Source organism: Maridesulfovibrio sp. (genome assembly GCF_963677005.1).
In the GTDB taxonomy this organism is placed as follows: Bacteria; Desulfobacterota; Desulfovibrionia; order Desulfovibrionales; family Desulfovibrionaceae; genus Maridesulfovibrio.
Genome location: NZ_OY781616.1, coordinates 3536421 through 3561467, shown reverse-complemented (window position 1 = coordinate 3561467; position 25047 = coordinate 3536421). Strand labels below are relative to the sequence as shown.

Below are 25047 nucleotides of genomic sequence, written 5' to 3'. Positions count from 1 at the left end.
ATCAACTCCGGGAAAAGGTCTTTACCCCGGTCACTGCAGCAACGGCTTTGATGCCTTTCTTCTCTCCGGTAAAACCGAGTTTCTCTTCAGTTGTCGCCTTGACGTTGACCTGCGATCTGTCCAGCCCCATTACCGAAGCCACATTCTTGCGGATAAGTTCCCGATGGGGGGCAAGCTTCGGAATCTGGGCAATTACCGTAAGGTCGACATGAACAATCTCCACCCCGGCTTCCTCGGCTTTGGCCATGACTTCCTTCAGAATAATGCCGCTGGACATGTTTTCGCACTCCGCAGAAGTGTCCGGGAAATGAAACCCGATATCTCCGCCGCCGAACAGCCCGAGGATCGCATCGGATAAAGCATGCAGCAGAACATCACCATCGGAATGAGCTATGACCTGAGGTCCCCCGGGAATCGGCACGCCGCCCAGAACCATGGGACGTCCTTCGCCGTAGCGATGCACATCGTATCCCCAGCCCACGCACGGCAGGGTTCTGGTTTCATCCTCAATACGTTTCAGGTCTTCAGGATTGGTTATTTTCACGTTTCCTTCCTCTCCGGGGCATATTCTTACCTCCCGACCGGCCATCTCCACCATGGACGCATCATCGGTTACATCCCAGCCTTCTTCCTCCGCCTGTCTATGTGCGGCGTAAAGGACCGGCAGGGAAAATCCCTGCGGGGTCTGCACGGCTTTGAGCCGGGAACGCACCAGAGTCTTGCGGACCACATCACCGTCAACTTCCTTGACCGTATCAGTGACCTCTACAGCAGGGACCACAGCTTCAGTTCCGTCCTGCAGCATTTCGACTATTTCAGTAACCATTGCCGCCGAGGCAAAAGGACGGGCCGAGTCATGCACCAGCACATGGGTACACCGGGAAGGAAGTTCGTTCAAGCCGTTAAATACCGAGTCCTGACGGCGGGCTCCGCCTGCAGTGACTCGCCAGGGAAGTCCCAGGGAATCACTGCCGTCCAGGCCGGCGACTGTTTCACGCATTTCCTCAACCTGATCGGGAGGAAACACGAACACAATCCCCTTAATGGCGGGTGTCTTTGAAAAAGTGAGCGCTGAATGCCAGAAGAGAGGGAAGCCCTTCCAGCTGAGAAACTGTTTTTTTACCCCGCCAACTGCCTGCGCAAGTCTCGTTCCACTGCCCGCGGCAAGAAGGACGGCCCAGACTTCACCGGATTTGCTCATTATATATTTTCCTCGCTAGCCTGAAATATTGTCACACAGTTTTCAGCTAAAAAACTCGCCGGATAAAACAAAGGCAGCCCGAAGGCTGCCCGAATATTCTTGAACAGAAAAAGGAGTCGGACTGTAAGCCGGGTCCTGTATCCGCCTTGCGGCGGACGATCATCATTCCTCTAGGATGCATGTTACCATACACCTCAAGCAACCTACCCGAAAGCTCGGCCGGGCCGGCCTCAAACACTTCCCTATTTGGTCTTGCTCCGGACGGGGTTTACCTGGCCGGACATGTCACCATATCCGCCGGTGGGCTCTTACCCCACCTTTTCACCCTTACCCCGGCGCTATGCACCGTGGCGGTCTGTTTTCTGTGGCACTTTCCCGGAATTGCTTCCGCTGGGAGTTACCCAGCGTCCTGCCCTGCGGAGCCCGGACTTTCCTCCCCGGCCATAATGGCCGCGGCGATGATCCGTCCGACTCCAAAAATTAAACGTTGCCCCCCGAAAAATCCTCCGGCCGGGCAAGCCGAAGACAAAACACCCCTGAAAGGCTCAAACGGCCTGTCAGGGGCGATTCATTCAAATTATTCAGCAGCTTCTTTCTGAAGAGCCTTGGGCTTTGCAGCCTCGGGAATATGCTCGATCCAGTAAATAAGACGCTGACAGTTGGGGCAGCTGAGAATCTGTTTCCCTTCCTGAAGCACGTTGTACTCCTGCGGCGGAATCATGATATTGCAGCCGGTGCATACTGCTGCCTCAACCGGCACGATAACCGGGTGGGAAAGACGGGAACGAATAAATTCATAACGTCCGAGAATAGGTTTGGGAACAACCTCGCAGGCTTCATTGCGACGCTTGGTGAGTTTGTCCAGCTCCCCATTGGCGGCAGCAAGTCTTTCCTTGAGTCCGGCACGCTTTTCTTCAAGTTCATCGTTGAGGGCGCTCATCTTGGAATTGATTTCTTCAAGCATCTCGGTCTGGCGGGCTGTTTCCTCCAGCACGGTTACTTTCTCTTCCTCACGCAGTCTGTTGAGCTTCTCAAGGCTGTCCATTTCACGCATCATCGCGTGGTATTCCTTGGTGGTACCCACCAGCATCAGCTTGCTCTTGCTCTTTTTGACCTTGACGGAATCTTCTTCAATCTCGAGTTCAAGCTTTTTCTTCTGATCCTGAAGAAGCTGAAGTTTTTCATCAAGCTGCTGCTTGCGCTTCATCAGAGATTCATAGCGGGCTTCCAGAGCCGCAACGTCTTTAGGTGCCTGATCTATTTCCGCTTCAAGAAGGATAATTTCATCATCAACCTTCTGCAGTACAACAAGCTGTTCTATCTGTTTTTCGTACATTCTGGGGTCCCCTTTTGCGGACGGCCTGGTACGGCCTCCGCCACATCGATGTTCGGAAACTCGGTTTGCCGCAAAGGGCGGCATTTCCCGCAATAAAACATAGTGACAGTTCCGTAAGGCCTCTGCGGAACTGTTGATTTCTTATTTTAAGATCCTTTTCAGGACCTGCGGACACCTTCCCCGCGCAGATGAAAGGCAAAGGGATTGCGTCCGCTGAAAAATTTGACCTGCACTGTATCGCCCAGTTCTGATCCCAATATCAGGGAAAACCGGCGCATCATTTCTTCCTCAAGGGAGAAATGCCCTACGTCAAGAATGGCGACAGGAGTTTCCTGCGCAGGATGATACTTGACGTCTCCGGTAATAAAAACATCCGCCCCCGCCGCATGAGCGTCTTCGATAAGGGACGAGCCGGAACCGGGGCAGATGGCAACCCGACCGACTTTTTCCGGCTGCGGACCGCAAACCGGTATAAAATCGCACCCCGCCAGAACGGCAACCTGTTCGGCAAATTCCCCGAACGGGCGGGAAACGGAAAAATTCCCGATGCATCCGAACCCCAGGACATTTCCTGCGGCATCTTCCGCAACAGGCTCCAGGACCTGCATGTCCTCAAGGCCAAATTCCCGACCAAGCCAGGAGACAACTCCCCTGAACTGTACATCAAGGGAAGTATGCGCGGCAAAGAGAGTCACCCCTGAACCGAGCACCAGCCGCATCACCTCGTGGAACCAGTCAAGCCTTGCCGGAAGCTTTGCTTCGATCGCCAGCGGATGATGGGTAAGAATAAAATCAGCACCCCATCCAAGGGCCTCGGCAACAACCTGCGCAAGCGGATCAAGCGCAACGGCAACCCTGGCGACATTCCTTTCCGCTCCGGCAATCTGGACACCGCAGTTATCCCATGAAGACGCATACCCTGAAGGCACCAGCTTCTCTATCGCCCTGATAACTTCCGCCGTTCTCATGAGGTCCACCTTTGGCCCTGTCTTCGGCACAACTTCAGACAGAACAGGTATATCCAATTATTACCACAATTAACAGATTTCAACACATCCGGTCCCGATAAAATAATATGCTCCCGCAAGGGCTGTCCCCCGGGAGCACATCGGCCTTTCTACAGGAAAGGCGGTAAGGTCAGGATTATATTCTGATATGTATCCATATGATAAAATGGTGGGCCAACCAGGATTCGAACCTGGGACCATCCGGTTATGAGCCGGGGGCTCTACCAACTGAGCTATTGGCCCGTTTCGCCAAGCGAGTCGAGTCTACTACCGCAGACGACTCGCCGTTGTCAAGCATCAAACCGCAAATATTTAAATAAAAGCCGAAATTATTCTTTAACACACAAACCGACACAAAGAAACAGCGTAGAGGTTCACACCCGCCCTATTCTATTTCCTTATCCCGGATATGCCTGATGATGCCGGTGGTGGAATACCCGGGCAAAAGCGGGAGAGAAAGCACCTTTCCGCCATTCTCCTCCACAACATCCCTTCCGACGATCTTTTCCACCGCCCAGTCTCCGCCTTTGACCAGAACATCCGGGCGCACACGCCGGATAAGGTTATACGGCGTATCCTCATCAAAGAAAATCACATAATCAATGCAGGACAGCCCGGCCAGAACAAAGGCCCGCTGCTGCTGCCCGGTAACAGGTCTCTTTTCACCTTTTATGGAGCGTACGGACTTATCACTATTGAGCCCCAGCACCAGACAATCACCCTGTTCGCGTGCTCTGGAAAGCAAATCAACATGCCCGGCATGAAGGATATCAAAACAGCCGTTGGTGAACACTATCTTCCGGCCTGCCGGAAAATCCGCACGCACTTTTTCAAATTCCTCGGCTGACATTATCTTTGGACTGCAAAGGCCGATATTCAATTCCTGACTCAAATAAAATCTCCGGGTTGTGGTGATGATGAGCAGATGATAATCAGAAAACAGGACTTTGCAAGGAGCAATCACCATGAACAGCAAGAAAAAATCAACGATTCTGATAATCACCGCCCTACCGTTCTATCTCAATGATTTTTCGAACATATTTATCAGACACGAACTTCTCTGGCTGACGATAGATTACGGATTGAAACTGCTCCCGCTGGGCTACCTATTCTTCCTCACCGGGCAGGGAACTCTCAGTCGCGCGGACCTCGGCCTCGTCTCCCTTTCCAAGGGGAGATTTCTCAGCTGGACCGCCGGAATGACAGTTCTCGGGCTCTGCCTTGACGAACCGGGATTCGCCTTCTGGAACGGCATACTGCCCTCCCTGAGACTCGGCTCTATCCCGATCGGTCCGGACTCCCCTCTGTACATGCTGGATATGACTATCGGACTGGCACTGGTTGCGGTCGCAGAAGAAATCATCTTCAGGGGGCTTGTTTTTTCGGCATTAAAGGAAAAAGGATACTCCACCCCGGCTGTTTTCATGACCTCGGCAGCCATCTTCGGGCTGATACACTGGTCACAGGGCCCTGTTGCCCTAGCGGCGACAGCAGTTACCGGTTCCGGGCTCATGCTCTGCATGTGGAAGACAGGATCGGTATACCCTACAATAATTGCACACTTCATAATCAACGTACTTTCCTTTACAGGACTGGCATGTGAATTCTGGGGGCTGTAAAATGAAATGCACATTTCTGGGAGTAGGTTCGGCTTTTGATGCCGAGCGGACCTCAACTTCCATACTGATTGAATCCGGCAGCAGATCCGCCCTTCTGGATTGCGGATTCAACGCGGGTCACGCTTTTGCCCAAAAAGCCTCGAATCCTGCTGAACTGGATATGCTCTGGATTTCCCACTTTCACGGAGACCATTTTTTCGGAGTTCCTTTCCTGCTGGGCTTCCTGTTCAGTACAGGGCGACAAAAAACTCTGCACATATGCGGACCTGCAGGGCTTGAACAAAAGATACGCGACCTTACAGCTCTTGCATATCCGCACCTGATGGACAAAATTCCTTTTGATATATTATTTGAAGAATTCAATTCCGGGGACATGAAAAGTGTTGCCGGATTCCGGATAGGAGTATGCAATGTTGAGCATTCTCCCCCGGCACTGGCCGTTCGCATTGAGATAGACGAAAAATCAGTTTTCTACAGTGGAGACGGCTCCGTAACGGCTGAGTGTGCGGCCCTTGCATACCGTGCCGACCTGGGCATCATGGAGGCCCAGCAGCTAAGCACGCCTGTAAAAGGACACTCTACTGTAACACAAGTCATTGAATTTGCATCTATTGCAAAAATAGGTCAGGTTGCTCTTGTACATCTGGACCCTTTTATGCGAACCTGTAAAAAAGTTGACCTGCAACATATTCTTGATACATCCGAATCAGTTGAATTTTTTCTTCCAGAAGACGGCCAAAGAGTCACGCCGGGCAAGGCAATGTGACTAATGGGGGACAAGTGGCAACCAGTTACGATCAGATAGTGCGCAATTTTTTTGAAGGATTGTCCGGACATGCTATTCTGTTGAGCGATGAACCTTCATTCTACAAACTTCTGAGGGGCACTCTCTACAAAATTCTGGCAATAAGACGTGATTGCCTCAGTTTCTTTCAGGAACAGCCCACGGCGATGCTGGAAATCAAAGACAAAGCCGGATCAGGAGTTCCTGTGCTGGTCTTTGTTGAACGCATTCTGAAAGGAAAGCCTTCAGCCGATTTTATCCTGAATATCCGCAAACTTTATCCCGAAATAAAACTCATTGTTCTCACCGGTGAAACAGGCGAAGAGGAACTTATCTTCCTGCACGAACTTGGCGCGAACAACATCATTACCAAACCTGTTTCAGTGGACAGTCTTGTCCAGAAGCTGGCCTTCACCATCAAGCCCCAGGGCAAACTCAACCAGTTGGTGGAAGGAGGAAAGCAACTTCTGCGGCGCGGAGAGCTAGAACAGGTTATGCAGATCAGCGCCAAGATACTTGAGATCAAACCCGGCAGCCCTGCCGGACTGATGCTTTTGGGCGATGCTCTAAGCGGAATGGGCAGGCGCGATGAAGCGTTAAAAGCTTATCTCAAGGCACATGAACAATCCAAGGTGTTCATGGAGCCGATCAAAAAACTGGCCGAGTTCTACAAGAACAATGATGACGTTGAATATCTGCGCTATCTGAAAAAACTGGACTCGATCAGCCCGCTCAACACCGAACGAAAATGTGAAATCGGCAGGGTCCATCTTGAACGCGATGAACTTGAGGATGCCGAATCATATTTCGATCAGGCCGTGAAATGCGCTGTGAAGGAAGCACACGGCTATCTTTCGCAGGTCATGAGCGGTATTGCGGAATCCCTTTTCGAGATTGCCCCGGAAAAGGCGGAAAAATACTATTCCAAACTTCTTTCGGTAAAAGCGGCGAACCTGACGGCGGACGATCTGGAAACATACAACAGGCTGGGCATAGCCCTGCGCAAACAGGGAAAATGGCAACGCGCGGTGGAAAACTATCAGGAAGCGCTGAGAGTAGCTCCAAACGAAGCAGGCCTGTTCTACAACATCGGATTGGCCTATTCGGATGGCAAGGAGTACTCCCTGTGCGCCAAATATTTCAAACGGGCAGTCCGCTCGGAGCAGATGATTCATAAATCCGCCCCTTCGGTCGCCCGCAATATTGCCGGAATTTTTCTTAAAATGGGCATGACCGATGAAGCCAGAATGGTTATAGAAGACGCATTGACCGAATTCACGGAAGACGCGAGGCTTAAAGCCCTTCTGAAAAAGGTCGTACCCAACAGCTGAACTGTACAGACGGCAAAACCATTCGTGACCACGGCAATGCCCTGCATATATCCTGTGAGAATAGTCCCTGCAAACGGTTTTGAAAAAATGATCGATGCGGTATACAACAGCACCCTGTCGATATTTCATGCTTTTTATATGGAGTCGATATGTTATTTTTAGGGCTTCTTGTTTTCTGTTTCATTGTTTTCGTTGCGTTGTATGCCCGCTACATGTTTGCAGAAAATGATATTTCAAAAAGAAGAACTCATCTTGAGAACAAAAGAGAAAAGGCGGAGCAGAAAATCAAGCGGCTGCAATCCGGTACCGGGCAGATAAAAAAAGACATCAACAGCGTTTCCGCAAGGCTTGAGGACTTGAAAAGAACATTGCGGGAAGGAGGCAGAACCGACCATGGCTTTTGAACTGCTGCTTGCAGCGGCAATTCTCGTATCCGGTATTTTCGTCAACAGGATGATCGGGAAATGGCATGATGAAACAATAAAGGCATTCAGACGGGAAGAAGAGCAACTCCGCAACAGTGTGACTTCTGCCCTGCGTGAACAGAAAAAAGCCCTGATTACACTGCGCAATATAAAAGCCCAGATCGTAAATTGCGAACAGCAGATCTACGACCAGAAATTATAAATCCTGCCCGGCCTCCAATAAGGCCAAAAAACGTTCAGAACTTCCGGATACAAATTTCCTGCTCAGGAGCGACCTAAACAGATCAGAAAGAAATGTCTGTTTGCACCACATCATCGCTGTTTGTTAACTGTGCAACCAGCGTCGCCGCAGAAGAAGAATTTCCATCCGCGTCATAATAAAGTTCGTGAGTCACATCATCATAGACAAAGTACGCCTGAGAATCGGCAAGCCCGGTACTGCCGTCAAAATTGGAAATTGTAGTAAACCGCGAAAGAGCTGACGAATCAAAATTAGTGCTGTCAAACTTGAAGACATCCTGACCGGAAGTGAAACTATCGACACTATCACCGCAATCGCTTTGCGCCGTATACATGAGCAAAGAAGACTGCCCGGTCTGGAGATAAATCTTATCCGCGCCGCCGCCGCCGATTATGGTATCAGAGGCCGAGGTACTTCCTGTGATCGTATCAACATGGCTGGAACCTATTACCGCTTCAATACTGCTGATCGTATCCACATCCGTTCCGGCCGCTACGGTTGCGCCGGAGTTGAAATTAAAATTGACCCCCACGCTTCCAGTATCCAGATAGGTGTATGACGCGGTATCATTACCGGTTTCGCCGATAAGCTGGTCGTTACCGTCTCCACCCATCAGGAAATCGTCCTCGCTTCCCCCGTTAAGGGTATCATTTCCATCGCCGCCATAAAGGGTATCGTAGCCGTCGTTAGATTCGAGTGTATCATCACCGGCACCGCCAACCGATGTATCGTTTCCGGCGCCGCCGACAATCTTGTCACCTCCGTCCATACCCATGAGAGTATCACTGGATGCGCTGCCAATGATGACGTCGTCATTGGCTGTTGCGATTAAAGCCTGAAAATTGCTGACCGTATCGACATCTGTTCCGCCGACCACTGTTACAGTGTTGTAGTAGAGGTTGGCGTCTATACCGACAGTGGCATATGAATAGTCAAGGGTGTTGACCCCTATTCCGCCGTCCAGTGTGTCCAGCCCGTCTCCGCCGGAAATTATATCATTTCCGGCACTGCCAAGTATGCTGTCCGCACCGTCTGCGCCGTAAATGGTATCATCTCCATCGGCACCGTCTATGGTGCTTCCGGCACTGTTGGCCGTAATCATATCCGCGTAGTCTGAACCAAGGGCATTTTCGATTCCGCTGAGCACGTCCTCATCCGTTCCTGGAGTAACAGTGGCAGCCGAATCAAGATAGGCAAAAATTCCATTTGCGGCATACGCATAACTTACAAGGTCAATGTCGGTTCCACCGGTAAGGGTATCCATACCAGCACCACCGATTAACGTATTGCCACCGGACTGGCCGAGTATAACATCGTCCCCGGCACCACCATCCAGATAGTCATCACCGGCACCGGCATAAAGGACATCATTATCTTCATTGCCGTAAACGGTATCGCTCCCATCATTACCCCATATCGTATCGAGTCCGGTTCCGCCGCTGATGGTCGAATTTCCGGCACCGTCAGATATACGGTCATCTCCTGCATCTCCGGTAATCGTGTTGTTACCATATGTGGAAGTAATGCTGTCCGCTCCGTCACCGCCTATAAGGATATCATTACCGTCATTGCCCTGTATGAAATCATCATCAATACCACCATCGATATAATCATCACCGGAACTGGAGGTAATAGTATCCTTGCCGGCGCCACCATAAATAGTATTTGTTCCGTTAGATCCATCTATATTATCGTCACCGGCGCCACCGTAAACGGTATCGTTACCTTCGTGGGCGTTTATGGAATCATCACCGTCTCCACCCTCGATATAATCGTTGCTCCAACCGCCCAGAATTGAGTCATTCCCGCCGCCACCGTAAAGCGACTGAGCCACATAGGTTACCGCGGAAATGGTATCTGCGTTATCTGTTCCTATGACAACTTCGAAATCTATAAGGGTATCTTCGTCAGTCCCGCTGACCACCGTGGCTGCCTCGGCAAGCAGATCTACGTTAACGCCGCCTGCAGTGTAGTAGGAGTAGTCAATGGTATCCACCCCGTCACCGCCGACAAGGTAATCAATCCCGGAACCGCCGACAACGGTATCGTTACCTAAGCCGGCATCAACGGTGCTATCGCCGGAATAGTCCGTAATGTGGTCGGCATAGTCTGAGCCGAGAACGTTCTCGATGTTTAAAAGAACATCGACATCCGTTCCGGCAACAACATTGACTGTGGTTGAACCGGAACTGAGATCGACGGTCACTCCGTTTGCAGCATAGGTAAAATCAACCCAGTCAATACCGTCACCACCATCAAGGGTATTGTATCCTCCGCCGCCTGAAAGATAGTCAATCCCGAGACCTCCCAGCAGAAAATCCGTTCCGACATTCCCGGCAAGAATATCTGACCCGGCGCCACCGCTCAGGCTACTGCCTCCCATATAGGCGCCAAGAGCGTCATCATAATCAGAACCGATGGCATTCTCCACACCGTCAATAGTGTCAATGTCCGAACCGCTGACAGTAACAACAGTACTTCCCATACTGAGATCAACGGTTACACCGGTGGTAGCGTAATCATACGAGACCGTATCAAAACCGGTTCCTCCCTGTATGGAGTCGTTTCCGTCACCGCCGGAAAGGGTATTGTTGTCGGTTCCGCCATCGATATAATCAGCGCCCGCACCACCGGAAATTATATCCGATCCGGCCTCACCGTACAGGGTGTCATTTCCTGCGCCGCCGTCGATACTGTCACTGCCGCTTCCACCATAAACAAAGTCGTTTCCGTCATCGCTGCTGATGGAATCATTGCCGTCTCTGCCCTTGATTGTGTTTGCTGCCGTAGAACCGTAAAGCTCATCATTTCCGGAGCCGCCGACAATATTTTCTATACTGTCCAGACTGATGGTGTTGATTACTGTCCCGCCACTTTCAATGGAAGCGGAACCTGTTGAGGTACTGATAGTTACATTGACGTCGTTACTCAGGGTTTCGAATGCAACGGTGTCCGAACCGGCCCCGCCGATTACGACATCGTTCCCCAGCAGGGGCTCAAATTTGTTGTCACCGGAATCTCCGGCCAGATAATCGTCATAATTGGAGCCGATTATACCCTCTATGCTGATCAGGGAATCCTGACCATCGGCACCGGTTGAAGTCCCATCTGTGAGACAGACGGATACAGATCCGGTAGCATCGGCATAGGAAGCAAAATCCACCTCATCGGCCGCCCCGGTCCCGCCATCCAGATAATCGTCGCCGGCACCGCCGTTGAGAGCATCCTCGCCTTCATTTCCGTAGAGAGTATCGTCCCCGGCCTTTCCGTAAAGCTCATCGTCACCCTGCAGTCCGGTGATGGTCTGCGACCCGTCGCCTCCGACCAGGGTATCCGCATTCACTGTTCCGGTTATCACACTGGGCACGACAGGAGTATCATCGCCACCGGTATCACTGGTGTCATCTCCCGTGCTTCCGGTCTGGGTATCATCCCCGGTATCACCGGTTCCTGTATCGCCGGTATCATAATAGTCATCGCCATCGGTACTGCCGGTCAGCGTATCCCCGCCGGTACTCCCGCCCAGAGTATCCGTACCTGATCCACCTATCAGGGAATCTCCGTCATCTCCTTCCCCGACGCCATCGCCGTTGTCAGTGTTGTCAGCTGCCTGCTGAACTACAACAGCCTTTCCGGGGCCCTCATTTTCAACATCCTTCTCTTTTCCGGGAACTTCAGGCTTGTCTATTTGAACCGGATTAAAATCTCTCTGATCAGCCAGCGGAGAATTGCCGCCTTCAAGTCCGCCTTCGGGATGGAGCACTCCGCCGAGCTCCTCGCCTTCCTGTCCTGATTCACCGCCCGGAGAAACATCCTGAGGAAGCTCACCCGGCTGTTCCTGACCAAGCTCTCCCTGTTGGTCCTGAGGTTGCTCGTCCGACTGCTGCCCCTGAGCTTCTTCGCCCTGCTGCTCGTCTGTCTGATCGTCAGCGGGAGCGTCATCATCTTCATCTCGCTCGTCGCGACGCTGCTCCTGAATATCCTGTTCCTGCCGTATATTTGACGGAGCTATTTCCCTAAAGGAATTGAATTCCTGCATTGTTAAAGGACGGACCGAACTGAGCGCACCGGAACTGCTTACATCAACCAGTCCCATGGACTGACCTATCTGCCGTACAGCCCCGGTGATGTTACTTTGGACAACCAGTGCCTTTCCTGAGTGGATCTGTTCAACACCGTGCTTCTCCCCCTGTCCGGGGATGACTTCGTGAACAGTAGTGGTTCCACGGATTCCGATCGTGGCAAGAGGGGTGCCGACCTTGAACCGCTCGGGGTTCTGTTCGGCAATTTTGCCGGTAACCATGCGGAAGGTGCCCTGCGCGATATTGACCATAAAATCAGAGGCACCGGAATCATCGAAAACGTAATCGTCAAGGGAGATGCGGGAATCTTCGCCCTGAGAAAGAAGGGTATCGTCAACAAACCTGATTTCCACATTACCGTCAGCGCCGGTAACCAGTTCCTCTCCCTGATAAATGGGAGAGCCCGGCTCCAGTGCCCGCATTCCGGAAGCGGATTCTGCGTATACGTCTCCTGAAAGACCGGTAACAACACCGATCTCGGCAGGACCGTTGGGATTGTCAGGCATGTCGGCTCCTGTGAAAAACAACCGCTGTCTGGCGGCAGATACATACTGCCATTAAGAATTCTTTATTAAAAAATAAGCATTTTTCCTTCTGCCCGCAAGTACAAAACTGTTTTCGGCATTTATAAGCATAAGTTTAGCATTTTTTATGCCCTTTATTTGAATTCGTTTACAGCAATTGACAGAAATATCACGTACCCATTGGTTTTTTCATAGTTAATTAAATTTCAAAGTTGAGGTTCATAAAACGTAACAAGAAAAAAATGCCGCCCCGCATGTACACGGAACGGCATTATACGCTGATTTATTAAGGCTGCTGTCAATTTACCGAAAGGTCTGAGTCATGCAGATCGCCAACACCGTTAAGGGTCGCAATCAGAGTATCTCCCCGTTCTTCAGTTCCGTTGGAATCGTACCACAGCTGCCCGGTACTGTCGTCAAAGATAAAACAGGCATCGGTTGTTTCCAGGCCGGAATTGCTGCCATCATATTCCTCATGAATCACCTTGAAATTGGATAACGCGGAAGAATCAAAATCGCTTCCGGTAAAAAACAGGTGATCCTCTCCGGAAACAAAAGAATTGATGGTGTCTCCGCCATCGTCAAGGGACGTATAGACCACAGCAGTGGATCTTCCCGTAACAAGATTGATTGTATCTACACCTTCGCCGCCCTGAATGGAATCATGATAGCTGCTTCCGGAAACAGGGTCTCCGCTGTTGCTTGCGGTAAGCGTGTCATCATGTCCGGAACCTATGATGGATTCGATTGAGCTGAAGATGTCGGTTCCGGCCCCCCCGGTGGCGGTTCCGCAACTCAGACTGACTGAGACTCCAGACGAAGCGGATGCATAGCTGACCGCGTCAATCCCGCCGCCGCCGGCGATGGAATCGTTACCCAGTCCGCCTTCAAATGTCTCGGAAGCATCACTGCCGGTAAACGAATCATTGCCGCTGCCGCCGATAAATCCTTCAATGCTGTCAAACGTATCAGTGTATGTGTTTGTGTCGTCACTGTATGTTGCCGTATGGGCATCGACCTTAAGGGTTATGGAATTGAAGGCATGGGCCAGGGACAGGGTATCCAGACCGTCCCCGCCGCTGACGGTATCACTGCCGTCACCCACAGCAAATGTTTCCGAGCCGCTGCTTCCGGTAAAGGAATCGTTCTGCTCGGAACCGATGAAACACTCCACACTCGTAAAAGTTGCAACACCGTCATTGGTTGTTGCCGTTCCTATCCCGGACCCGATGTCGGCGTTCAAATTGATAGGCCCTGCTCCACTGAAAGAGATCGTATCGAGCCCGTCTCCACCGTCAAAATAATCTGCACCAAGGTCACCAACGAATGTATCGTGGCCCTCCCCGCCGTAGAAAGTATCATTTCCGGTGTCGCCCAGAAAAGTATCACCGCCATCGGAGCCGTGATAAATTTCAAAACCGGACAGTGTATCCGTTCCCGAACCATGATGAGCGGTTCCCTGTCCGGAACTGATCGTTACAGCGTCCGTGTTCTCCAGATCGGCATACGAAACAATATCGACCCCGTCACCGCCGAGAAGAGAGTTGGATCCTTCTCCCCCGAGAATGGTATCGTTACCGAGCATACCGTAGATGGTATCATCGCCGTAAAAGCCCGAAAGAATATTGGCGGCCGAAGAACCGGTAAGGGTATCTCCATAACCGCTGCCCTCGGCATTCTCTATATTTCTCAGAACATCGGTATCGGAACCGGAAACAGCACTTCCATCCGTTCCTTCTGAAAGAGTAAGGGTAACTCCTCCGGAAGCCCCGTCCGTGTAGGAAACCCAATCGATATCGGCTCCTCCGTCAATTGTATCCGATCCCGCACCGCCGGACAGGAAATCATCACCGGCGCCGCCCTGTAATGAATCATTCCCGTCTGCGCCGTAAAAGGTGTCGCTATAAGCGCTTCCGGTAAAAATATCCGCGTAGCCCGATCCCCTGAATGATTCGACACGGACAAATGTGTCCACGGACTCGGAGGTATGGTGCGTTGCCGTTCCGCTGCCCGCCGCAGTGAGCACAAGGTTGACCACATCGTCGGATTCCGCAAAACTCAGCAGGTCTGTCCCGGCACCTCCGTCTATGGAGTTTGTACCCTCGCCAGCTGTGATAAAATCCATTCCACCGTTGCCGAGCAGATAGTCGTCTCCCCCCAAACCGCTGATATCGTCCGCTCCGGCTCCACCCATTATCGTGTTATCCTCGGAACTTCCGGTAATCATGTCGTTTCCGGAGGAGCCTTCCACATTTTCAATACTGAGCAGATCAACAACGCTAAGCAAACTTTCCATCTGATAAAAAACCGACGCGGTCCCTGTTTCAGAAGAGAGGTCCACCTCGACGTGATACTGACCGGACAAGGAACTGAATTGCACCCAGTCGGAACCGCCCTTGCCGTCAATATAGTCCTTGTTCTCATCCGGAAATTCTGTTGAATAGTTTTTACTCAACATAGGATCGAATTTATTCGCTTCATCATCCCCGTAAAGAGTGTCCGCGTAGTTGGAACCGATTATTCCTTCCAGATTTACAAGGATATCATCCCCGTCGGCACTATGGGCCGTTCCTTCGGCAAGAGAGGCCGTCACTCCGCCGGAAGTATCAGCATAGGAAACAAAATCAAATTCATCTGAAGTATTGCTGCCGCCGTCAAGGTAATCATTACCGGCACCGCCCTTGAGCAGGTCCTCTCCGGCTCCACCGAAAAGAGTATCGGCTCCTTCACCGCCGGACAATTCATCGTTTCCGGCATTACCGGTAAGGGTATCGTCCCCGGCCAGTCCGCTGAGGGTATCCGCCAGTTCCTGACCTATGATTATGTCCGCTCCGGACGTTCCGGTAAGGATATTATTTATCCCGACAGTACCGACTATCGCGTTGTCCGGAGTATGTTCATCTTCGCCGGAATCTTCGTCACCACCGGACTGTGCGGAGGACTGGTCATCAGTATTCCCTGTTCCGGTGCCGGTATCATCTATATAGTCGTCTCCGGTATTAGCTGCTCCGGAAGTCTGGTCCTGCCCCTCTTCCATTCCTTCGTTCTGAGGCGAGCTATCACGTTCGCCCTGCCCGTCAGGTCCTTCACCCGGCTGAGAACCAGCCCCTTCCTGCTGCCGTTCTTCAGCGGTAGGAGGATTGGATAATTTGGTTCCGTCCAGTTCCTGCTGTTCGGGAATAACACCGGCGATATCCTGGGTTCCGCCGTCAGGGAAAAGCACACTTCCCATCCCGGAACCAAGGGGAGAGCTTCCTTCTCCGGCTCCACCGCCCTCTACTTCTCCGCCCTCTACTTCTCCGCCCTGAGCGGGAGGGGCTTCACCGGATGCGGCTCCCTCTTCTCCTCCCTGACCGTCCTGTTGCTGATCACCCTGCTGTCCGCCATCATCCTGCTGCCCGCCGTCATCCTGCGGCAGATCATCCTGATCTTCATCAGACCCGTCATCACCGGAATCTTCCCGGTCGGAACGGATTTCATTCTCCTGAAGAATATTGGATGGAGCAATCTCACGAAATGAATTGAATTCCTGCATCGTCAGGGGACGCACAGGAGAAAGAGCCCCGGACGACCCCACATCGACCAGCCCCATGGACTGACCTATCTGGCGAACGGCCCCGGTTATATTACTCTGAACCAGCAAAGCACGCCCGGAATGAAGTTCTTCGACCCCGTGTCTTTCGCCCTGTCCGGGAATTACCTCATGGACGGTTGTGGTCCCCCTGATACCTATGGTTGCCAGCGGAGACCCTATCTTGAAACGCTCGGGATTGTTCTCGGCAATCTTTCCGGTGACAACCCTGAACATCCCCTGTGCGATGTCCAGCATCAGTTCGGAGGAAGAACCGTCACTCGCATCATAGACATAATCATCAAGGGCTATTCTTGAATTCTCACCCTGGGAAAGCAGGGTATCGTCTACAAAACGAACTTCAACGTTGCCACCGGCTTCGGTAATCAACTCTTCACCCCTGTAAACAGGTCCGCCCTGCTCAAGAGGTCTGATTCCGGACGAAGATTCAGCGAAAGCTTCCCCGGCAAGCCCGGTGACGACTCCTATTTGGGAAAGCGGCTGCTGACTGGAAGGCATTATGAACTCCAATTAAATGTCATTAAATTATATTAAAAACAACAACTTCATATTAACAAAGATGCACATTAGATGAAGAGCTTTACACAAACAAGTATAATAATCCGATTATCAATAGATTAACTGCAATCAACTTTTCCGCCAGTTGCCCGGCTCGGCCGTATATCTCTTGAATCCTATTCTCCCCAGCCCGGTAAAGTTACATGCAGGAGTTGCCCGTGCAGCAGGCTTCTTGCACTTATTTGCTGTGAAATTTCCGGAGAGGCAGACGGTGTCCCGGTTGGAAGAACGCCTGAACGGGATCAGGACTTTGCTTCTTGTGTTATCTTCGCAAAATAGTGTAGGCTCAAACGAGGCATAGGCTTAAAACATGTGCGCCGAGCGGAGGGAAGATGGGAATTTTTACCAGCAAAAACAGGCCGGGACTGAACATACCTGTCTGGCTAAGGGTTACTGCCCCGACTATAGTCTCGCTTGTGCTGTTCATAATAGTCATATTCGCAGTACACATGCCCGCTGTGCGCGAAGCCATGCTTTCCCAGAAAAAAACGGCCCTCAAACACATGACTCAGGTTGCCACGGGAATTCTTGAGCAGATGTACGAGAAAGAACGGAAAGGGCTTCTTACACCGGAACAGGCCAGAAGGGAAGCTGCCGCACTGATCGGTAAAATGAGATTCGGTACCGCCGGAAAGGACTACTTCTGGATAAACGATACGAACGCAAAGATGATCATGCACCCGTACATGCCGGAGCTGGACGGCCGGGACATGTCCGGATTCACCGACTTCAAGGGAAATGCTATTTTCCGTGAAACAGCGAAGGCGACGAAAAAAAACGGCGAAGGCATCATTACCTACTATTGGCAGTGGCAGGACAAGCCGGACAGGATTGTACCCAAACTATCGTATGTAAGGCGATTTGAACCCTGGCACTGGATTGTGGGAACCGGGCTCTATCTCGATGACCTGGAGAAGGAGGCCCTGGCCAGAAGCAGGGAACTGATAATGCTTACCCTGATAGTCCTCGCGGTGATAGGCTTTCTTTCCGCATACACCATCATCGAAAGCAGAAAAGCCGGCGATAGGATTCTTGAAAGCGAGGCTCTCTTCAAGGGGGTTTTCAACCACAGCCAGCAGTTTATGGGCGTGCTGACCCCGGAAGGTGTGCTGCTGCTCATAAACAAAGTGGCCTTGGACTTTGCCGGTATTGAAGAAAAGGACGTCCTTAACACCTACTTATGGGAAACTCCGTTCTGGAACTACTCCATAGATGTTCAAAGGGCTTTGAAGGAAGCTATCCAGATAGGATCCCTTGGCGGCATCGGGAGAGGTATTTTCCGCCATTTCGGCAAAAACGGAGAATGCATCCACGTGGATTTTTCAGTTAAACCGGCCATATCTGAAAACGGCTCGGTACTGTTCCTGATCGCCGAAGGGCACAATGTCACGGAACTCAAGGAGGCTCAGGAGCGTCTGGCGGTGAGCGAGGCCATGTTCAAGGGGATATTCAACCAGTCACTGCATTTCATGGGAGTTGTAGCTCTTGACGGCACCCTGCTCGAAATAAACCAGTCTGCTCTGGAAATCAGATCCGCAACAGCTGAAAATGTTGTAGGGAAACCGTTCTGGGAAGGTCCGTGGTGGCAGAATCCCCCCTCACTGGTTCAGGAACTCAAAAAAGATATCCGCAATGCGGCTGACGGCCGGGTTATACGCAGGGAAATAGAGAGCTACGATGGTAATAGCCCGGAGGCTATATACGTCGATTTTTCCCTTAAGCCTGCATTCGGGTCTGACGGAAAAGCAATATTTCTGATTGCGGAAGGAAGGGACATAACCGAATTGCGCACAGCGCAGGAGCAGTTGCGAAACATCAACAGCAGGCTTGAAGCAAAAGTGGAGGAGCGGACCTCGGAACTTAAAATGTCCATAGAACGGCTGGAAAGAGCCCAGAATCAGCTCATCCAGTCCGAAAAAATGGCGGCACTGGGAGACCTTGTTGCAGGCGTGGCCCACGAAATCAACACCCCTGTAGGCATAAGCGTCACCAGCATAAGTTATCTGGAAGAAAAAATTACAGAGATAGACCGCAAGGTTGCCGCTGGAGAACTCCGCAAATCGGACTTCGACAAATTTCTGAATGTGGCCAGGGAGGCGACAAAATCCAGCATGCTCAACCTGCACCGGGCCGCTGAGCTGATCGGCAACTTCAAGCAGGTTGCCGCGGATCAGGCTTCGGGCCAGAAACGCACCATTCAGTTCGGACACTACATAGACGAAATACTTCTCAGCCTGCGCTCAAAATATAAAAGGACCAAGCACAAGATCAACGTCAGCTGCCCGGAAGACCTGCAATTGAACACTTATCCCGGAGCGTTCATGCAGATTCTGTCCAATCTGATTATCAACTCCCTGCTGCACGGTTTTGAAGGCATAGAAGCAGGCAACATCGATATCGGGGTTGAGGTTACGGACACTAACGTCATTCTCCGTTACACTGATGACGGAAAGGGCATGAGCCCGTCCGACCTTTCCAAGGTATTTGAACCGTTCTTCACCACCAAGAGAGGAGCCGGGGGAACAGGACTGGGGATGAGCATAGTCTACAATCTGGTGACCAGCAGACTCGGCGGCACTATAACCTGCTCAAGCAACGAGGGTCAGGGAACCGCTTTCACCATTCTTCTTCCTCTGGATATGGTGGTTGTGTCCTGATTTTCTTGCGCTATCGCCCCTTGACGGTTTACATTGAAGTAATATGTTTGAGACAGCCGCATCTTCAAGGTGCGGCCGTTTTATATTTTTCTGCATTTCAGGATAAAGCATAACAACAAGGTAATTACAGGAGCCCGAAATATGACAAGCCAGATCAAAACCTTTTTTCTGCTTGCCGCGCTGACGGCAATCATCCTCTTTCTCGGAAGCATGATGGGAGGGCGGACCGGACTGGTCATAGCCTTTGCATTCGCCATATTCATGAATGTCGGCAGTTACTGGTATTCAGACAAAATAGTATTGTCCATGTACCGTGCCCGCCAACTGTCCGCATCGGATGCGCCCATGGTTCACTCCATGGTGCAGGAACTGGCCGCCAATGCCGGAATTCCCGCTCCGCGCCTGTACGTCATCGAGCAGGATTCACCCAATGCCTTCGCCACCGGACGAAACCCTGAAAACGCGGTGGTAGCCGTAACCAGCGGGATAATGCGCATACTGACCCCGGAAGAACTGCGCGGAGTAATCGCCCATGAAATAGGCCACATCACCAACAGGGACATACTTATCCAGTCCGTAGCCGCAGTGCTGGCCGGAGCCATAATGATGATCGCCAACATGATGCAATGGGCGGCCATTTTCGGCTTCGGCAACGATGACGAAGAAGGCTCAAACCCCATTGCGGCCATAGCCCTGGCAATAGTGGCCCCCATTGCAGCGTCACTTATCCAGATGGCCATATCCCGGTCCCGCGAATTCCTTGCGGATTCGACAGGAGCACGTATTTCACACGACCCCAAGGCCCTCGCCTCGGCCCTCTACAAACTGGATGCAACCGTGCGCAACCTGCCCATGGACGCCAACCCGGCCACTGAAAACATGTTCATAGTCAACCCCTTCAGCGGCGGAAACATGGCCAACTGGTTCAGCACCCACCCCACCACCGAAGAACGCATATCCAGACTCATGGCCATGGCCGGAAAATAAACCGACTTCGCCATTACCCTACCCTGAAAAAACCAAAAGGCCGTAACTCCAATAGGAATTACGGCCTCTTATTTTGATGCGCTTCGCGCTTTCAGTCATTTGATTTCGCCGCCGGCGGCCAAAGGAGATAATCCCCTTTGGAAACCCTGATAATTTAAAACTGTTGCTTTGATAATTATCTCATTAGCAAAAAATTATGCGGAGCTGATGCAATAACCATATTTGCAAAATGGTTTAAGGCCATCGGATACATCCTGATAAAATGTTCCTTAATCCGCAGTAATGACTTCCATTCCGCCCATATAGGGACGCAGAGCCTCGGGGACTACGATGGAACCGTCCTTCTGCTGGTAGTTTTCAACTACTGCGACAAAGGTGCGTCCCACGGCCAGACCTGATCCGTTGAGAGTATGCACAAACTGGGCTTTCTTGGCTCCGGCTGCCTTGAACTTGATATTCGCGCGGCGGGCCTGAAAATCCATGCAGTTGGAGCAGGACGAAATCTCGCGATACTTGTCCTGGCCGGGCAGCCAGACTTCAATGTCGTAGGTCTTGGCCGAGCCGAAACCCATGTCCCCGGTACACAGGGTAATTACCCGGTAGTGCAGGTTCAAACGCTTCAGAATCTCTTCGGCATGTCCGGTCATTGCTTCCAGATCTTCAAAAGACCTGTCCGGATGAGCAAAGCGGACCATTTCCACTTTGTGGAACTGATGCTGACGGATAAGGCCTTTGGTATCCTTGCCGTATGATCCGGCTTCGGAACGGAAGCACGGAGTGGGCGCGCAATAGGCAACGGAGAGATCTTCCTCGGCAAGCACTTCGTCCCGATGCAGGTTGGTCAGCGGGACCTCGGCAGTCGGGATCATGAAGTAATCCCAGTTTTCCAGCTTGAAGAGGTCCTCGGCGAATTTAGGCAGCTGCCCGGTTCCGAAAAGGGACTCGCGGTTGACTATATACGGAGGGATCACCTCGGTATAGCCGTGTTCGTTGGTCTGGATGTCCACCATGAAAGAGGTCAGAGCCCGTTCCAGTCTGGCGCCCCACTTTTTTAGCACGGCGAAACGAGCACCGGTAAGCTTTGCGGCGCGTTCAAAATCAACTCCGCCCAACTCCACGGCCAGATCCCAGTGTTCGCGGGGAGTAAAATCGAATTCAGGCTTTTCGCCCCATACTCTTATAACCGGGTTATCGTCCTCGGTTCTGCCGAACGGCACGGACTCGTGCGGCATGTTGGGAACAGAAACAAGCCAGTCGCGTTCTGCGGATTCAATATCCCGGAGATCTTCATCAAGAGCCTTGATCCTTCCGGAGACTTCTCCCATTCTGGCAATTATTTCGGATGCATCCCCTTTTTCCTTTTTGATACGGGCAATCTCGGAAGAGGTGGAGTTGCGCTCCGCTTTCAACGCTTCCACTTCCTGCAGCAGTTCCTTGCGGCGGGAATCAAGACTGCTGAATTCGTTTACATCAAGTTTGGAACTTCTTTTTTCAAGGCTTTCGCGGACAGCATCCAGATTGTTCTGAACAAACTTCAAATCGAGCATTTCCTTCTCCTCTTCATGATCAATATATAAAAGGGGCTGTTTCCACAGACCTGCAAAACATGTTTCAAACACACCGCACACACAATAAACATACGGATCGATATGCCAGTAACCGATGTACGGACATTTATAAAGGGGCAGCCGCCATGGAAATTAAAGATCGTCCACACCCATGGCCTTGTTGGAATATACGCAGCCGATATTGACGCAGATACCGATGAACAGCAGCAGCGCCATAGTGCTCCCCGCCCAGCAGGAAACGAAAAGATAGCACGTCCCGACAAAAAAACCGAATGTCTGAAGCCATTTTTTCCTGTTCCACGGCTTCCTGAGCCAGACGCGTTCCTTTGCAATCAGGAGGTCTATGCTTTTGAACGGCGGGACAGGGTCCGGAAGCTCGCAAAGCGAAATAACCGCGACTCCGGCACTGGCAAAAAACATTATTATCGAATGCAGCCAGAGCGCGGCAAGAAAGAGCACCACGAAACAGACCATCAGAATCCAATTCCAATGAGCGCAGTGCCTTTTCCAGATGTATTCAGCGGCATTCCTGAAATTCACGGCAGCAAGTCCGTCATCCCGATTTAAAGGACCGCACCGTCCCGGTCCCGGATTTCATAGAAAGCGGCTGCGTCACATTCACAGAACGTACGCGATTGTCACGCCGGGCCGCCCGACACATTCGGCAGGAGCATCATACACCCTGCCGGGTCCGCTGCCAACGGTGTATAGCACGATGTAGCAGGGGGCAACCATTAATATCTGTACCGGACCTCTTCAAATGTGCCGGAATTAGGTATAGAGTGCCTGCATGATTGATAACATTGTACCCGCCATAGGCAAAATACTGATAGATAAAGGCTGGACTCTCGGAACCGCGGAATCGTGCACCGGGGGCCTTGTTGCCGCTACGCTGACCGATTTTTCGGGCAGTTCCGCATGGTTTTCCGGGGCGGTTGTAGCCTACTCCAACCAGATTAAAATGTCCCTGCTCCATGTGCCGGAAGCCACTCTGATTGAACACGGCGCGGTAAGCGAGGCGACCGTGCTGGCCATGGCCGAAGGGGTCTGCAGGACTCTGGGCACCGATGCAGGCGTATCACTGTCCGGAATTGCCGGGCCTACAGGGGGAACCCCCGACAAACCGGTAGGCACAGTCTGGATAGGCTGGTGTGTCAACGGAACCTGCCGGGCCGAAAAATTTCTGTTCCCCGGCGACCGTGCGGCAGTTAAAAGACAAAGCCTTGAAACGGTTCTCACCGGTCTTCTTGAACTCCTGAAAAAAAACTGATCCGTATATGAAAATAAAAATTCTCCCGCTGCTGTTATTTCTTATCCTCGCTACAGCCAGACCGGCCTTTTGCGAAGACTCTTTGCGCGACTATCTGGGGCTGCATGGCAATTCGGAACGGACGAAATCAGTACTGCTGCAATCCATACGCAAGCAATGGGACGAATTCCAGAATGCCACCGGTCCCATGACCATAGACGGCGATGTGCTGGCCTACTGGGACGGCTATTCAGACACCAGAATAAACGGCGAAAGCAAGGAAGGGAAGGATCAGGGCGCGGTCAAGGCAAGGGTCAGACTGAACTGGCAGCCCTTTGGGAACGGCGCTTTCTTTCTCCAGATGCAGGGAGGATATTCCGACACCGGCAGCAACCCTTCCAGCAGAGGATTGGTAGCTTCTCCACTGAACGGGCAGGCATCCCGCACCACAGCCGGCGGACAGGTATCCATTTCCGACCTGCTTTATACCCAGCACTTCGGCAATAAACAGGCATACATATCTCTGGGTTGGACAGACCCGGAATCGTTCATTGACGAAAACCGCTTTGCAGGCAACGGCAGAACTCAATTCGTAAACACAATTTTCAATAACGAACCGATCTTCGACTCAATTGACGAGTCTCTGCCCATTGTTGCCGCCGGGTTGCAGCCGGTTGAGCCGTTACGGGTAACAATTTTCGCCCAGTCAACACGACGCAGCGCCCTTGACCGCGACCAGCAGAAGGAAGCTTTCGAAGATATGACCGACGACCCGCTCATCGGCGGACAGGTCACCTACGCACCCAGTTTCGGAGCATTGCAGGGCAACTACCGTTTCTTTTTCTGGACCAACACCTATGAACAGCCCCGGCTGGACAACAGCGAGGGAGCGGAGAACTGGGGACTGGGTTTCAACATGGACCAGGACATCACCAAAGAATTCGGAATCTTCGCCAGACTTGGACGCGGAAACGGCGCCGTGAACTCTGTTACATGGACATGGTCGGCGGGCACGCACTGGCAGGGACCGCTTCCGGGACGTTCCGAAGATGTCTGGGGGGTTGCGGCAGGCGGGCTGCAGGGCAACCGGCACACTTCAGATAATGATATGGAATTCCACTATGAATCCTACTACGAGATCAAACTTGCTGACAACTTCTCGATTATCCCCGATATTACTTATGTAACAAACTCAAACTGCAACAGCGAAAACGATGATATCGTGTTCGGAATGTTGAAATTCTTCTTCACTTTTTCCACACCCTGATCAAAAACACTTTAACGGGCTGGGATACAATGAAAAAGATAAGAACATTTATTGCACACCCTGTTCCTGAACACTGGAAAAAGATCATCGGCGAAGCCATGGACGGATTCAGCGAGGGGCTTGAATCAAGGATATCCTGGGTCCGCCCTGAAAACATGCATTTTACCCTCAGATTTATCGGAAATATTCCGGAAACGGATATCCCTGCCCTGCATAAAACTCTCTCCGAACTGAAAACCGCACCCTTTGAAATATCAGCAGGAAAAGCTGGATTTTTCCCCGGCATGGATAACCCGCATATAATCTGGATAGACCTTGAGCGCGGAGCAAAACAATTCTGCGCGAATGCGGAACTTGTGGACAGCAGCCTTGTAGCTTTGGGATACGAGCGAAACAGAAAGACGTGCCACGCCCACCTGACTCTTGGACGCATAAAAAAACAGGCGGCTGACGACTGGGCGGCACTGGCAGAACGAATCGGACGGCTGGAACTGGATCCGGCACAACTGGACAGCTTCGCCCTGTATAAGAGCACACTTACTCCGGAAGGCCCTATCTATTCCGTGCTGCATCGCTACGGTGTAATGCCCGGCGTGCAATCGGGCAACTGACCGGGCAC

At 51.7% G+C, this 25047-nt stretch carries 18 protein-coding genes, 1 tRNA gene and 1 other RNA gene; 10 read left to right on the top strand and 10 right to left on the bottom strand.

The annotated features are described in order from the left end of the window. Position 1: 1 nt before the first annotated feature. From ispD to rfaE2, 6 genes are all read right to left on the bottom strand, one after another. Positions 2-1201 (bottom strand): 2-C-methyl-D-erythritol 4-phosphate cytidylyltransferase, encoded by a 1200-nt coding sequence (gene ispD, locus ACKU4E_RS15675; RefSeq protein WP_320172021.1) that lies wholly within the window; start codon positions 1199-1201, stop codon positions 2-4. Positions 1202-1309: 108 nt separating this feature from the next. Next, positions 1310-1676: RNase P RNA component class A (gene rnpB, locus ACKU4E_RS15670), an RNA gene on the bottom strand. Between the two features lie 102 nt (positions 1677-1778). Beyond that, complete coding sequence (locus tag ACKU4E_RS15665) at positions 1779-2537, bottom strand: C4-type zinc ribbon domain-containing protein (protein ID WP_320172020.1); 759 nt, start codon at positions 2535-2537, stop codon at positions 1779-1781. A 158-nt stretch (positions 2538-2695) separates the two neighbouring features. Next, positions 2696-3505, bottom strand: coding sequence for a Nif3-like dinuclear metal center hexameric protein (locus ACKU4E_RS15660; protein WP_320172019.1), 810 nt, complete (start codon positions 3503-3505; stop codon positions 2696-2698). 206 nt (positions 3506-3711) lie between these two features. Continuing rightward, positions 3712-3787, bottom strand: a tRNA-Ile gene (locus tag ACKU4E_RS15655). Positions 3788-3929: 142 nt separating this feature from the next. Further along, on the bottom strand, positions 3930-4394 hold the full coding sequence (gene rfaE2 / locus ACKU4E_RS15650; RefSeq protein ID WP_320172648.1) for a D-glycero-beta-D-manno-heptose 1-phosphate adenylyltransferase: 465 nt from the start codon (positions 4392-4394) through the stop codon (positions 3930-3932). 115 nt (positions 4395-4509) lie between these two features. Between rfaE2 and ACKU4E_RS15645 the strand changes: the two genes are divergently transcribed. From ACKU4E_RS15645 to ACKU4E_RS15625, 5 genes are all read left to right on the top strand, one after another. Further along, the gene (locus ACKU4E_RS15645; RefSeq protein ID WP_320172018.1) at positions 4510-5163 is read left to right on the top strand and encodes a type II CAAX endopeptidase family protein; all 654 of its coding nucleotides are present in this window, start codon (positions 4510-4512) and stop codon (positions 5161-5163) included. 1 nt (position 5164) lies between these two features. Further along, the gene (locus ACKU4E_RS15640) at positions 5165-5929 is read left to right on the top strand and encodes a ribonuclease Z (protein WP_320172017.1); all 765 of its coding nucleotides are present in this window, start codon (positions 5165-5167) and stop codon (positions 5927-5929) included. Between the two features lie 14 nt (positions 5930-5943). After that, a complete protein-coding gene (locus tag ACKU4E_RS15635; protein ID WP_320172016.1) occupies positions 5944-7278 on the top strand; it encodes a tetratricopeptide repeat protein in 1335 nt (444 codons plus the stop codon). Between the two features lie 149 nt (positions 7279-7427). Continuing rightward, complete coding sequence (locus ACKU4E_RS15630; protein ID WP_320172015.1) at positions 7428-7682, top strand: hypothetical protein; 255 nt, start codon at positions 7428-7430, stop codon at positions 7680-7682. Next, positions 7672-7905 carry a hypothetical protein gene (locus ACKU4E_RS15625; protein ID WP_320172014.1) on the top strand — a complete coding sequence of 78 codons (234 nt, stop codon included), beginning with the start codon at positions 7672-7674 and terminating at the stop codon, positions 7903-7905. Before ACKU4E_RS15630 ends, ACKU4E_RS15625 begins: the two co-directional genes overlap by 11 nt. A gap of 82 nt (positions 7906-7987) precedes the next feature. Here the strand turns inward: ACKU4E_RS15625 and ACKU4E_RS15620 are convergent, their stop codons facing one another. Then, the gene (locus tag ACKU4E_RS15620) at positions 7988-12532 is read right to left on the bottom strand and encodes a FecR domain-containing protein (protein WP_320172013.1); all 4545 of its coding nucleotides are present in this window, start codon (positions 12530-12532) and stop codon (positions 7988-7990) included. 316 nt (positions 12533-12848) lie between these two features. Continuing rightward, positions 12849-16640 (bottom strand): FecR domain-containing protein, encoded by a 3792-nt coding sequence (locus ACKU4E_RS15615; protein ID WP_320172012.1) that lies wholly within the window; start codon positions 16638-16640, stop codon positions 12849-12851. Positions 16641-17032: 392 nt separating this feature from the next. Here ACKU4E_RS15615 and ACKU4E_RS15610 point away from each other — a divergent pair, with 392 nt between their 5' ends. Together ACKU4E_RS15610 and htpX are read left to right on the top strand one after the other, a co-directional pair. After that, the gene (locus tag ACKU4E_RS15610) at positions 17033-19357 is read left to right on the top strand and encodes a cache domain-containing protein (protein ID WP_320172011.1); all 2325 of its coding nucleotides are present in this window, start codon (positions 17033-17035) and stop codon (positions 19355-19357) included. Positions 19358-19498: 141 nt separating this feature from the next. After that, a complete protein-coding gene (gene htpX / locus ACKU4E_RS15605; RefSeq protein ID WP_320172010.1) occupies positions 19499-20344 on the top strand; it encodes a zinc metalloprotease HtpX in 846 nt (281 codons plus the stop codon). 269 nt (positions 20345-20613) lie between these two features. Here the strand turns inward: htpX and serS are convergent, their stop codons facing one another. Together serS and ACKU4E_RS15595 are read right to left on the bottom strand one after the other, a co-directional pair. Then, a complete protein-coding gene (gene serS / locus ACKU4E_RS15600) occupies positions 20614-21891 on the bottom strand; it encodes a serine--tRNA ligase (protein WP_320172009.1) in 1278 nt (425 codons plus the stop codon). Between the two features lie 153 nt (positions 21892-22044). Then, positions 22045-22452 (bottom strand): hypothetical protein, encoded by a 408-nt coding sequence (locus ACKU4E_RS15595; protein ID WP_320172008.1) that lies wholly within the window; start codon positions 22450-22452, stop codon positions 22045-22047. Between the two features lie 250 nt (positions 22453-22702). Between ACKU4E_RS15595 and ACKU4E_RS15590 the strand changes: the two genes are divergently transcribed. Genes ACKU4E_RS15590 through thpR form a run of 3 tightly spaced genes read left to right on the top strand, consistent with a single transcriptional unit; the run spans position 22703 to position 25039 of the window. Beyond that, positions 22703-23182 carry a CinA family protein gene (locus tag ACKU4E_RS15590; protein ID WP_320172007.1) on the top strand — a complete coding sequence of 160 codons (480 nt, stop codon included), beginning with the start codon at positions 22703-22705 and terminating at the stop codon, positions 23180-23182. Between the two features lie 7 nt (positions 23183-23189). After that, positions 23190-24428, top strand: coding sequence for a carbohydrate porin (locus tag ACKU4E_RS15585; protein WP_320172006.1), 1239 nt, complete (start codon positions 23190-23192; stop codon positions 24426-24428). Between the two features lie 29 nt (positions 24429-24457). Then, complete coding sequence (gene thpR, locus ACKU4E_RS15580; RefSeq protein WP_320172005.1) at positions 24458-25039, top strand: RNA 2',3'-cyclic phosphodiesterase; 582 nt, start codon at positions 24458-24460, stop codon at positions 25037-25039. Positions 25040-25047 lie beyond the last annotated feature (8 nt).

Excerpts from the sequence above, each read along its gene's own strand:
- ispD (WP_320172021.1), bottom strand. The coding sequence starts at position 1,201 with ATGAGCAAATCCGGTGAAGTCTGGGCCGTCCTTCTTGCCGCGGGCAGT.
- ACKU4E_RS15665 (WP_320172020.1), bottom strand. The coding sequence starts at position 2,537 with ATGTACGAAAAACAGATAGAACAGCTTGTTGTACTGCAGAAGGTTGAT.
- ACKU4E_RS15660 (WP_320172019.1), bottom strand. The coding sequence starts at position 3,505 with ATGAGAACGGCGGAAGTTATCAGGGCGATAGAGAAGCTGGTGCCTTCA.
- rfaE2 (WP_320172648.1), bottom strand. The coding sequence starts at position 4,394 with ATGTCAGCCGAGGAATTTGAAAAAGTGCGTGCGGATTTTCCGGCAGGC.
- ACKU4E_RS15645 (WP_320172018.1), top strand. The coding sequence starts at position 4,510 with ATGAACAGCAAGAAAAAATCAACGATTCTGATAATCACCGCCCTACCG.
- ACKU4E_RS15640 (WP_320172017.1), top strand. The coding sequence starts at position 5,165 with ATGAAATGCACATTTCTGGGAGTAGGTTCGGCTTTTGATGCCGAGCGG.
- ACKU4E_RS15630 (WP_320172015.1), top strand. The coding sequence starts at position 7,428 with ATGTTATTTTTAGGGCTTCTTGTTTTCTGTTTCATTGTTTTCGTTGCG.
- ACKU4E_RS15625 (WP_320172014.1), top strand. The coding sequence starts at position 7,672 with ATGGCTTTTGAACTGCTGCTTGCAGCGGCAATTCTCGTATCCGGTATT.
- ACKU4E_RS15620 (WP_320172013.1), bottom strand. The coding sequence starts at position 12,532 with ATGCCTGACAATCCCAACGGTCCTGCCGAGATCGGTGTTGTTACCGGT.
- ACKU4E_RS15615 (WP_320172012.1), bottom strand. The coding sequence starts at position 16,640 with ATGCCTTCCAGTCAGCAGCCGCTTTCCCAAATAGGAGTCGTCACCGGG.
- ACKU4E_RS15610 (WP_320172011.1), top strand. The coding sequence starts at position 17,033 with ATGGGAATTTTTACCAGCAAAAACAGGCCGGGACTGAACATACCTGTC.
- htpX (WP_320172010.1), top strand. The coding sequence starts at position 19,499 with ATGACAAGCCAGATCAAAACCTTTTTTCTGCTTGCCGCGCTGACGGCA.
- serS (WP_320172009.1), bottom strand. The coding sequence starts at position 21,891 with ATGCTCGATTTGAAGTTTGTTCAGAACAATCTGGATGCTGTCCGCGAA.
- ACKU4E_RS15590 (WP_320172007.1), top strand. The coding sequence starts at position 22,703 with ATGATTGATAACATTGTACCCGCCATAGGCAAAATACTGATAGATAAA.
- ACKU4E_RS15585 (WP_320172006.1), top strand. The coding sequence starts at position 23,190 with ATGAAAATAAAAATTCTCCCGCTGCTGTTATTTCTTATCCTCGCTACA.
- thpR (WP_320172005.1), top strand. The coding sequence starts at position 24,458 with ATGAAAAAGATAAGAACATTTATTGCACACCCTGTTCCTGAACACTGG.